Raw genomic sequence first — 10,812 nt, forward strand, 5'->3', positions numbered from 1 at the left:
TCGATGCGGATCGTGTCGGACATTTTTTCCTACACGTCGACGCATATGCCGAAGTTCAATTCGATCTCGATCTCCGGCTACCACATGCAGGAGGCGGGAGCGACGGCGGACCTTGAACTCGCCTACACGATTGCCGACGGTATCGAATATGCCCGCGCCGGCGTCGCGGCCGGCCTCGACATCGACCGTTTCGCGCCGCGCCTTTCCTTCTTCTGGGCGATCGGCATGAATTTCTTCATGGAAGTCGCGAAGCTGAGAGCAGCGCGCCTTTTGTGGGCCAGCCTGATGCTGAAGAACTTTTCGCCGAAGGACGAGCGCTCGCTGTCACTTCGCACCCATTGCCAGACTTCGGGCTGGTCGCTGACGGCGCAGGATCCCTACAACAACATCATCCGCACCATGATCGAGGCGATGGCGGCGACTCAAGGGCATACGCAGTCGCTGCACACCAATTCCTTCGACGAGGCAATGGCGCTGCCGACCGACCATTCGGCCCGCATCGCCCGCAACACACAGCTCATCCTGCAGAAAGAGTCCGGCACGACGCGCATCATCGACCCGTGGGGCGGCTCCGCCTATGTCGAACGGTTGACGCATGATCTGGCGGCGCGTGCGCTTGCGCATATCGAGGAGGTCGAGAGCCTCGGCGGCATGGCCACGGCGATCGAAAAGGGTCTACCGAAGCTGCGAATCGAAGAGGCTGCCGCGCGCACCCAGGCGCGCATCGATTCCGGCGAACAGATCGTGGTCGGCGTCAATGCCCACCAGCCCGGGACGGACATCGAAGTCGACGTGCTGAAGATCGACAATGCCGAAGTCAGGGCACGGCAATTGTCGAAGCTGCAGCGGCTGAAAGGCACGCGTGACGTCGCCGCCGTCGAGAGCGCGCTCGATGCGCTGACCCGTGCCGCCGGGAGTAACGAAAACCTGCTGGAATTCGCCATCCGGGCCGCACGCGCCGACGCCACGGTCGGCGAGATTTCGCTGGCGCTGGAAAAGGTTTTCGGCCGCCATGTCGCCTCGGTGCAGACGATCTCCGGCGTCTACCGCAACGCGCTCGGCGACAATCCAGTGGTCGACCGGCTGCAGGACAAGATCGTAGCGTTCGAGGAGAAGTCCGGCGGCAAGCCGCGCATTCTGGTCGCCAAGATGGGGCAAGACGGCCATGATCGCGGCCAGAAAGTGATCGCCACCGCCTTTGCCGACCTCGGCTTCGACGTCACCGTCGGGCCGATGTTCCAGACGCCGGACGAGATCGCCAGGCTGGCCGTCGAGCATGACGTGCACATCGTCGGCGCCTCGTCGCTGGCTGCGGGCCATTTGACACTCATTCCCGAACTCAAGCATGCGCTGAAGAAGCTCGGCCGCGACGACATGCTGATCGTCGCCGGCGGCGTCATCCCGCCGCAGGATTACGATGCAGTCCGGCAGGCAGGCGCCACTGAAATCTTCCCGCCCGGCACGGTCATCCCGGAAGCGGCGGAGCGGCTGATGGACCGGCTGCTGCAGGCCGGCTGACGCTTTGTTATAATATCTGTTGTAACGAGAAACACACTGAGTTATAATCAGCGTTGCAATAGGATGTCTCACCATGAACACGACCATTCGCAAGATCGGCAATTCCGAAGGCGTGATCCTGCCGAAGGAGCTTCTCGATCGTCTGAACCTGAAGGCCGGCGACCAGCTTCAAATCGTTGAAACAGGTGACGGTCTTGCGCTGAAGCCGGTGGACGACCGCTTTGAGCGGCAAATGAAAGCTGCCCGCGAGGTCATGAACAAATACAAGGTCGCGCTTCAGAAGCTCGCAGAATGAGTTCGGAGTTTCTGACGCGGCGTGCAGTCGAAGCGATGCACGCGGAGCAGTTGCACCGACACGGCGGAGCACAAGGCTTGAGGGATGAAAATGCCCTTGAATCGGCGCTCGCACGCGCCGAGAACAAGGCCAACTACGGCGACCCGTCGGTTGAAGAACTCGCAGCCGCCTATGTCTTCGGCATTGCCAGAAATCATGCCTTTGTCGACGGCAACAAACGCACGGCCATTGTCGCGGCCGGCGCATTTCTGATTGTGAATGGTTATGCCCTGTCGGCCAATGACGGCATGCTTTACGAATTCGTCATGGGCGTCGCCGCCGGCGAAATCGACGAGGCCGGTGCCGCGGCGTTCTTCCGCGACCATGTCGTCAAGCTCGAAGACTAACTGTCGGAGAGCTTGACGATCTCCCATTCTTTGCCATTGACCACGGCAACTTCGCCGACCTTCTTGCCGAACAGTGCCATCGCCATCGGCGACATATGGGAAATTGTCCCCTTGGCCGGATTGGCTTCGTCCTCGCCGACGATCTTCCAGTGCACCTTCTTGCCGCCGTCGCTTTCCAGGGTGACGCCCATGCCGAAGCGAACCATGTCGCTGCCCGGTTCCGGCACCGAAAGCTCGGCGCTTTCACGCCGCGCCGTCCAATAGCGAAGATCGCGCGACACCAGCGCGATGCGCTCGCGGTCGGCCCTCTTTTCGGCTCTGCCCAGTTCGTCCCGCAGAGCGGCCACCTCCGCATCGATCAGCGCCAGGCCGCGTTCCGTCACCAGATTGCGGTGATGGCTGATCGGCCGCTCGCCGATGCCGGCGATGGCGTTTTCGCTGTCTTCCTCGCGGGTGAAGGCCCTGCTCATCTGTCGAACTTAGGCTTGGAATGGCGACTCCACAAGCCATTGCTGATGAAGAGGCTAGTGACGAAAATCTGAGCTCAATGCCCGGCATTAGACAGCCGCTTGGGGTCCGGTTGCGCAACTAGATAGCGGAGCCCCTTGGTTCCGACATCGCCTCGCTCAACGACATTGAAGCCGTGCCGCCCGAGATCCGCTGCAACTTTGTCCAAATCGACGTGCCCATGCCGGTGGAGCCGAAAGGTACTCTTCTGGCGCGGCGGTTTTGCAAAATCGACGATGAGCACACGACCGCCCGGCTTCAGGACGCGCAAGGCTTCTCCGCCGAATTCCTCGCGGCCCTTCTTTGGAAGATGGTGGAACATCAGCGTGCTGAGGACGACATCAAATTCCCCATCCTTGAAAGGCAGTTCCTGGGCGGTGGCGGTCGAGAACCCGACTTGTAACCCTGCTAGCCGGGCCTTTGCCGTCGCGCGCGCAACCATTTCGGCGGAGGCGTCGACGCCGTCCACACGCCCCGCCGGCCCCACCTTTCTTCTGGCGAGGAGCGCGGTGGTGCCGGTACCGCACCCGACATCCAGGACCACTTCTCCCGGTTTCAGCTTCGCAAAGCTTAGTATCCTTTCGCGAAAAGTGCGTTCGCGGCCGAAAGTCAGAAGCCACGCCAGCATATCGTACAGGGCGGCGGAATGAAGCGTGATGCCGACATGCGGCGCCTTCTCCTCTCCGGCGACCGGTCTGCGGGCCTTGGCGGACAGCCGTCCGTGAGCGCTTTGCCATATCAATAGGCTTGCGATTACGGCGAGTGCACCGGCATGAAGCAGAAGGACGGGAATTCCCAAGGAAAAGAGCGCATTTGCCTGTCCCAAAGAGAAAAATGCAGCAAGCACCACGGCCACTTTGACGAGCGCGACCAACGCATGCCCGCCAACTATTGTTCCAAAAAGGCGTTGGTGCATTGCCTCATCTCCTGCCGGCCGGCCTCGCGATGGGCCTTCCATAGGAGCATATGATATTGGACACTGTGTCCAGTATCAGTTTTACTGGCCACATCGCACCGGCGCGCCCAATACTGGACGGTTTTGGTGGCCTATGACCGGAAAAAGGATGTTGCCGATGCCAGCCGGATCGATCGATCGTCGGGTCGCCAGGACCCGTAGCCGACTGCAGCAGGCGCTCTTCAGGCTGACCACAGAGAACGGGTATACGGCGATCACGGTCGAGGATATCTGCAGGGAAGCCGATGTCGGCCGCTCGACTTTTTACACGCATTATCCCGACAAGGACTGCTTGAGGAAAGCAACGATCGACGAGCATATTAAGAGCTTGCAGGCACCCGGTGCCGAACGCCATTCGCAGAGAAATGCAAAGGGTTTTTCCTTCAGCGGTCCGGTGTTCGAGCATGCTCACGCCACGCGGGAGATGCACCGTGCGCTGATGGGTGGGAAAAAGCGCGAAATGCCAGAAGAGATCCGCGGCTGGATAAGCAGGCAGGTTCGCAATGAATTGGCGAATATCCAAGGTGATGAAGGCGGAGGCAGACTTGAGATCGCCACACGCTTCATCGTTGGCGCGTTCTTTGAAGTGATGCACTGGTGGCTTGAGACGGATACGAAGCTGTCCCCCGCGGAGATCGACCAGATATTCCGGCAACTTGCCTTCAACGGGGTAAATGCGGTGTTCGCCGAGCCAACGAGGATCGAATAGAGGCCAAAAAGAGGCTTCGATTGATCGCCCATAGAAAGGTCGCAAGCGATATTCCGTCTTGACTAGCAAGCTTCAGATTTTCACCACGAGTTCGACCGGGCTAGTCTGGCACGAATCCTGCGGCGCGACCGTCGAACGCAAAGAATCTGTGCCGATGTTGAACAGACGAACGCTGCTTGCACAGACCGCCGGCTTTGCCGTCATGGGGCTTTCGCTCGGCAAGGCAGCGGCGAAAAATCTGCCCGGCATCGAGAAAGCCGCGATGCGCGGGGCGATCAACGCGACCGAGCTCGGCGTCCGGCCCGGCGCGCTTGACGACCAAAGCAAGGCTTTCACCAAGCTGCTGCGCGACGCGCACGACCACGACATGCCGGTGTTCCTGCCGCCGGGGATCTATGTCGTTTCCAACCTGTCGCTGCCCGGCCGGGTACGCCTGTCCGGCGTGCCGGGCGCATCGCGGATCGTCTACGGCGGCAATGGCCATCTCATCATGGCCGAACAGGCCGAGCGTATCGAACTCAGCGGGTTGGTGTTCGATGGCAGCAACCGCTGGATGGGCGACTACACGCAAGGCCTGCTCGATCTGCGCCGCATCGCCCATCTGGTCGTCGACAACTGCCAGATTACCGGCAGCGGCAAGAACGGCCTGGCGCTGGAGCACGCCTCGGGCCGCATCGAGCGCTCGGAGATATCCGGTGCGGCCGACGCCGGCATCTATTCGGTCGAGGCCGATGGCCTCGAAATATCAGGCAATAGCGTCTCCGACTGCGCCAATGGCGGCATCCTCGTGCACCGCTGGCAGGCGGCGGAAGACGGCACCATCGTCAGCGGCAACCGCGTCGAACGCATCCAGGCGCGCGGCGGCGGAACCGGCCAGAACGGCAACGGCATCAATGCCTTCCGCGCCGGCAACGTCATCATCTCCGGCAATATCGTTTCGGATTGCGCGTTTTCGGCGATCCGCGCCAACAGTGCCAGCAATTTGCAGATCACCGGCAATACCTGCTCGCGCTCGGGCGAAACGGCCGTGTATTCCGAATTCTCATTCGAAGGCGCCGTCATCGGCAATAACATCGTCGATGGCGCCGCCAACGGCATTTCGATCGTCAATTTCAACGAAGGCGGCCGCATGGGCGTCTGCTCCGGCAACATCGTCCGCAATCTGTCGACCAGCGGCCCCTACCCTGCCGACGCGCCCGGCTTCGGCGTCGGCATCAGCGTCGAGGCAGACACCACAGTTTCCGGCAATGTCGTCGAGAATGCGCCGCTCTATGGCATGCAGATCGGCTGGGGACCGTTCATGCGCAATGTGGTCGCCACGGGAAACGTCATCCGCAAGGCAGGGACCGGTATCGTCGTCACCGTGGTCGAAGGTGCCGGGACGGCAATCATTTCCGACAATGTCATCGACGGGGTCCAGAACGGCGCGATCGTCGGCCAGCGCTGGGCCGAGCCGGTAACCGGCGACTTCGCCGCGTCAGGCAATGCCGGCTATGCGCATTTGACCGTCGAGCGCAACCACGTCAGTTGAGGGCGGCGGTGGGCCGGAGCGCGCCGACCTTGGCGCCGATCCGGCTTTCGATAGGCGCATTTGCCTGTTCGATCAACTTTGCAGCCAGCGCCTGATCGGCTTGCAAAAGCTTTGCCAGCACGGCCGCGACCATGACTTCAGCGGCGCGGCCGGCGCCATCGTCGCACTTCAGCGCGACGCCAAGGCCAAGCTCCGGAAGGGCTGCACAAAAAACTCCTTCGGCGCCTCCCTTGACGAAAATCCGCCCGGGCGCGGCCTCCATCATCGCGACGTCGGACCTGCCCGTGCCGGCGACGAAAAACGGCTCGGCCATGCAAGCAGAAAGCAGCCGCTTCGCCGCCCGGGCGCGCACCGGCTCGAAGCCGGCACCTGTCGCCATGCGCGCAAAGCCAAGGGCAAAGCTGCGCAACGGCACGGCATAGGTCGGAATCGAGCAGCCGTCGGTGGCGCGGTGATCGGCGTCATGGGCAGCACCGGTCACCGCCTGCATCGCTTCGCGCACCATCTCCTGCAAGGCATGGCCAGCCTTGACGTAACCACGATGGGCGATGCCGCTGTGAACGCAGGTGCATAGGAAACCTGAGTGCTTGCCGGAACAATTGTTGTGCAGCGCGTTCGGCACGCTGCCGGCGCGGGCAAGCGCCAGCGTCGCCCCATGGCTCGACGGCCAATGCGCGCCGCATTCGAGTGCCGTCTCGTCCAGGCCGGCCTTCGCCAGCATGGCGCGCGCGAGCTCGACATGTGGCGGCTCGCCGGAATGCGAGGCGCAGGCCAGCGCCAGCTCCCGATCGCCGAAGCCGTAGGCATCGGCAGCGCCGCTCTCGACCAGCGGCAGCGCCTGGATCGCCTTGACCGCCGAACGCGGGAACACCGGCTGTGCCGTGTCGCCGATCTCCCAGACGGCCTTGCCGTCGGCGTCGAATACGGCAACAGCGCCGCGATGCGCGCTCTCGACGATTGCACCGCGCAAAACTTCGACCAGAACCGGATTTGTCATGCCACCTCCCGCAACTGCGGGCGGGTTTATCTGATCCGGTCGAGAATGGAAACGTAGTTGGCGACCGCAGCACCACCCATGTTGAAGATGCCGCCGAGCTTTGCTCCCGGTACCTGGATGCCGCCCGCCTCGCCGACGAGCTGCATGGCGCTCAGCACATGCATCGATACACCGGTGGCGCCGATCGGATGGCCCTTGGCCTTCAGCCCGCCCGACGGATTGACCGGCAGCCTTCCATCTTTCGCCGTCTCGCCATCCAAGGCCAGCTTAGCGCCCTCGCCCGGCTTTGCCAGGCCCATCGCCTCATACTCGATCAGTTCGGCGATGGTGAAACAGTCATGCGTCTCGACGAAGGACAGGTCGCCGAGCGTCACGCCCGCCTGCTTCAGCGCCTGGTTCCAGGCCTGCTCACAGCCTTCGAAGGCGAGAATGTCGCGCTTCGACATCGGCAGGAAATCCTGCACATGCGCATTGGCGCGGAAGGCGACCGCGCGGCGCATCTTCAGCGCCGTGGCCGTGTCGGCAAGGACAAGCGCGGCGGCACCGTCCGACACCAGCGAGCAGTCTGTGCGCTTCAGCGGACCGGCGACGAAGGGGTTCTTCTCGCTTTCCTGCCGGCAGAACTCGTAGCCGAAATCCTTGCGCATCTGCGCGTAGGGATTGTCGACGCCGTTCTTGTGGTTCTTGGCGGCGATCATCGCCAGCGCATCCGACTGGTCGCCGTAGCGCTGGAAATAGGCTTGGGCGATCTTGCCGAAGACGCCGGCGAAGCCTGCCGGCGTGTCACCGTCCTCCGGCAGATACGAGGCCTTGAGCAGGTTCTTGCCGATCTCGGGACCGGGCGTCGTCGTCATCTGCTCGGCGCCGACCACCAGCACGATACGGGCGGCATTGGCGTCGATGGCGCGGATCCCTTGCCTGACCGCCGCCGAGCCGGTGGCGCAGGCGTTCTCGACGCGGGTCGCCGGCTTGAAGCGCAGCCGGTCATCGGCCTGGAGGACTAGGCTCGCGGTGAAATCCTGGGCGGAAAACCCGGCGTTAAAGTGGCCGAGCACGATCTCGTCGACGTCATCCGGACCGATGCCGGCATGATCGAGCGCCTCGACTGCCACCTTGGTGATCAGGCCCTCCAGCGTCTCGCCTTCGAGCTTGCCGAAGCGCGAATGCGCCCAACCGACGATGCATGCTGTCATGGCGATCTCCATCCTGTGGACCCGGGCTACGCGATACTGCGCGCGCATCAACATTGTTCAAGCATGAACCGTTCCGCCGGCTTCGTGAAGGGGCCAGAACCGCACAATCGCTTGATCTTGATCATCTGGTCATAGTGCCTGGCTTTTGCCAGCAAATCAGGCTGGATTTTTGTTGATTGACGCGTCAATAAAAAATAATCTTGCCACGACAGGCCGGAGCAAGAATGCCGAAACTCGGAATGGAACCGTTGCGCCGCAGGGCGCTCATCGACGCAACGATCTCGGCGATCGGCGAACGCGGTTCGCTTGATGTGACGATGTCGGAAATCGCCGGGCGCGCCGGCGTGTCCTCGGCGCTTGCCCACCATTATTTCGGCGCCAAGGACGAATTGCTGTTGGCGACCATGCGGCACATCCTGAGCGAGCTCACCGCCGACACGCGCCGTGCACTTCGCGCGGCCGGCACGGCGCGCCAGCGCGTCTCGGCAGTGGTCGCGGTCAATTTCTCCGACATCCAGTTCCAGCCCGAAACGATCGCCGCCTGGCTCGCCTTTTATGTCGAAGCGCAGAAATCGGCAGCACTTCGCCGGCTGCTCAAGGTCTATGCGCGGCGGCTGCATTCCAATCTGCTCAGCGGGCTGGCCGGCATCCTGCCGAGAAGCGAGGCCGACCAGGTCGCCGAAGCGACGGCGGCACTGATCGACGGGCTCTATATCAGGCGCGCGCTGAAGGACGGCGTCCCCGATGCCGCGACCGCGATTGCACTGGTCGAGGACTATCTCGAAACGAAGCTCAGCGGACGGCAGAAGCAGTGACATCCAAGCGACCCAACATCCTGATCGTGATGGTCGATCAGCTCAACGGAACGCTGTTTCCGGATGGGCCGGCGGACTTCCTGCACGCGCCGCATCTGAAGGCGCTGGCCACACGTTCGGCGCGTTTTTGCAACAATTACACCGCCTCGCCGCTCTGCGCGCCGGGCCGCGCCGCATTCATGAGCGGCCAGTTGCCGTCACGCACCGGGGTCTATGACAACGCCGCCGAATTCGCGTCTTCGATCCCGACCTTTGCCCATCATCTGCGCGCCGCAGGTTATCACACCTGCCTCTCCGGCAAGATGCATTTCGTCGGGCCGGACCAGTTGCACGGTTTCGAGGAGCGGCTGACCACCGACATCTATCCGGCCGATTTCGGCTGGACACCCGACTATCGCAAACCCGGCGAGCGCATCGACTGGTGGTATCACAATCTCGGCTCGGTGAGCGGCGCCGGTACCGCCGAGATCACCAACCAGCTGGAATATGACGACGAGGTCGCCTTCCATGCAGCGCAGAAGCTTTATGATTTTGCCCGCGCCTCCGACGATGCCGCACATCGGCCCTGGTGCTTGACGGTTTCCTTTACCCATCCGCACGATCCCTACGTCGCACGGCGGCGCTACTGGGACCTCTACGAGGATTGCCCGGCGCTTGAGCCTGAGGTCGGCTTCATTCCTTACGACAGGCAGGACCCGCATTCGCAGCGACTCTACCGCGCCAGCGACTATGACAGCTTCGATATCACCACGGAGCAGATCCGCCGCGCGCGGCGCGGCTATTTCGCCAACATCTCATATCTCGACGACAAGCTCGGCGAATTGCTGTCCGTGCTCGAGCTTACGCGCATGCTCGACGACACGATCATCCTGTTCTGCTCGGACCATGGCGACATGCTCGGCGAGCGCGGGCTGTGGTTCAAGATGTGCTTTTTCGAGGGTTCGGCGCGGGTGCCGCTGATGATCGCCGGCAAGAGCATACACGCCGGGCTGATCGAGACGCCGGTTTCCAATCTCGACGTGACGCCGACGCTTTGCGATCTCGCCGGCATCGACATCAGCGCGATTGCGCCGTGGACCGACGGCCAGTCGCTGCTGCCGCTGCTAAACGGAAAGAAACGCTCCGCGCCGGTGCTGATGGAATATGCGGCCGAAGGCTCCAATGCGCCGATGGTGGCGATGCGCGAGGGCCGCTACAAATTCATCCATTGCGAGATCGACGCGCCGCAACTGTTTGATCTTGAATCGGATCCGCGGGAATTGACCAACCTCGCCGCCGATCCGGCCAATGCGGCTTTGGTGGCCGCTTTCACCGACAACGTGCGGGCGCGCTGGGACATGGCGGCGTTCGATGCCGCGGTGCGTGCCAGCCAGGCACGCCGCTGGGTGGTCTACCCGGCGCTGCGCAACGGCACCCATTATCCTTGGGAATTCCAGCCGCTGCAGAAAGCATCGGAGCGCTACATGCGCAATCACATGAACCTCGACCTGCTCGAACAGCAGAAGCGCTTCCCGCGAGGCAAATGATGGCAGACAGTCTCGTCCCCTCGCTCGACCATCTCAGGCAGGCCTATGCCGTCACCTCGAAGGCGACGCAGATCACACCGCTGCTGGAATCGGCGGCACTCGCCCGCGAGACCGGCGCCGCCCGCGTCTTCGTCAAGGCCGAGTCGCTGCAATGGGCCGGATCGTTCAAGGTGCGCGGCGCCTATTGGCGGCTGAAGCGGCTGTCGCCCGACGAAGCCAAAATGGGCGTCGTCGCCTATTCCTCCGGCAATTTCGCGCAAGGGCTGGCAGCGGCAGGCCAGGCGCTTGCCATGGTCGGTCAGCACGACACGGGCGCCATAGCCCGACGTGGCATCGCGTTTGGCGGCCGGCGCGTCGATCGGCATGACGATGGTTACGGG

At 62.7% G+C, this 10,812-nt stretch carries 12 protein-coding genes; 8 read left to right on the plus strand and 4 right to left on the minus strand.

What is annotated here, in order from left to right; translation table 11 throughout:
• The 3 genes from E5W70_RS27545 to E5W70_RS27555 all read left to right on the plus strand — a co-directional run.
• On the plus strand, positions 1-1,518 hold a 1,518-nt coding region (locus E5W70_RS27545; protein WP_292664404.1), incomplete at its 5' end, for a methylmalonyl-CoA mutase family protein.
• 73 nt (positions 1,519-1,591) lie between these two features.
• Positions 1,592-1,813, plus strand: a complete 222-nt coding sequence (locus E5W70_RS27550; RefSeq protein ID WP_292664406.1) for an AbrB/MazE/SpoVT family DNA-binding domain-containing protein — start codon at positions 1,592-1,594, stop codon at positions 1,811-1,813.
• Positions 1,810-2,199 carry a type II toxin-antitoxin system death-on-curing family toxin gene (locus E5W70_RS27555; protein WP_292664408.1) on the plus strand — a complete coding sequence of 130 codons (390 nt, stop codon included), beginning with the start codon at positions 1,810-1,812 and terminating at the stop codon, positions 2,197-2,199. The genes E5W70_RS27550 and E5W70_RS27555 overlap by 4 nt, the downstream gene beginning before the upstream one ends.
• On the opposite strand, the gene E5W70_RS27560 is transcribed toward E5W70_RS27555, so the two are convergent.
• Both E5W70_RS27560 and E5W70_RS27565 read right to left on the minus strand, forming a co-directional pair.
• On the minus strand, positions 2,196-2,669 hold the full coding sequence (locus tag E5W70_RS27560; RefSeq protein ID WP_292664410.1) for a GreA/GreB family elongation factor: 474 nt from the start codon (positions 2,667-2,669) through the stop codon (positions 2,196-2,198). The genes E5W70_RS27555 and E5W70_RS27560 overlap by 4 nt on opposite strands.
• A gap of 74 nt (positions 2,670-2,743) precedes the next feature.
• Positions 2,744-3,622, minus strand: a complete 879-nt coding sequence (locus E5W70_RS27565) for a class I SAM-dependent methyltransferase (protein WP_292664412.1) — start codon at positions 3,620-3,622, stop codon at positions 2,744-2,746.
• Between the two features lie 157 nt (positions 3,623-3,779).
• Between E5W70_RS27565 and E5W70_RS27570 the strand changes: the two genes are divergently transcribed.
• Both E5W70_RS27570 and E5W70_RS27575 read left to right on the plus strand, forming a co-directional pair.
• Complete coding sequence (locus E5W70_RS27570) at positions 3,780-4,370, plus strand: TetR/AcrR family transcriptional regulator (protein WP_292664414.1); 591 nt, start codon at positions 3,780-3,782, stop codon at positions 4,368-4,370.
• A 154-nt stretch (positions 4,371-4,524) separates the two neighbouring features.
• Positions 4,525-5,901, plus strand: coding sequence for a TIGR03808 family TAT-translocated repetitive protein (locus E5W70_RS27575; protein WP_292664416.1), 1,377 nt, complete (start codon positions 4,525-4,527; stop codon positions 5,899-5,901).
• Here the strand turns inward: E5W70_RS27575 and E5W70_RS27580 are convergent.
• Positions 5,894-6,898: an asparaginase gene (locus tag E5W70_RS27580; RefSeq protein WP_292664418.1), complete on the minus strand. Its 1,005-nt coding sequence runs from the start codon at positions 6,896-6,898 to the stop codon at positions 5,894-5,896. The genes E5W70_RS27575 and E5W70_RS27580 overlap by 8 nt on opposite strands.
• Before the next feature lie 26 nt (positions 6,899-6,924).
• Entirely contained in the window at positions 6,925-8,091 is a 1,167-nt protein-coding gene (locus tag E5W70_RS27585; RefSeq protein ID WP_292664420.1) for an acetyl-CoA acetyltransferase, read from the minus strand.
• A 224-nt stretch (positions 8,092-8,315) separates the two neighbouring features.
• Here E5W70_RS27585 and betI point away from each other — a divergent pair, with 224 nt between their 5' ends.
• From betI to E5W70_RS27600, 3 genes are all read left to right on the plus strand, one after another.
• Entirely contained in the window at positions 8,316-8,906 is a 591-nt protein-coding gene (gene betI, locus E5W70_RS27590; protein ID WP_292664422.1) for a transcriptional regulator BetI, read from the plus strand.
• Complete coding sequence (gene betC, locus E5W70_RS27595; protein WP_292664425.1) at positions 8,903-10,432, plus strand: choline-sulfatase; 1,530 nt, start codon at positions 8,903-8,905, stop codon at positions 10,430-10,432. Before betI ends, betC begins: the two co-directional genes overlap by 4 nt.
• Positions 10,429-10,812: pyridoxal-phosphate dependent enzyme (locus tag E5W70_RS27600; protein WP_292664426.1), on the plus strand; the 384-nt coding region annotated here is incomplete at its 3' end. The genes betC and E5W70_RS27600, both read left to right, overlap by 4 nt.

Origin of the sequence: Mesorhizobium sp. (assembly GCF_005063415.1) — a bacterium.
Taxonomy (GTDB): Bacteria; Pseudomonadota; Alphaproteobacteria; order Rhizobiales; family Rhizobiaceae; genus Mesorhizobium.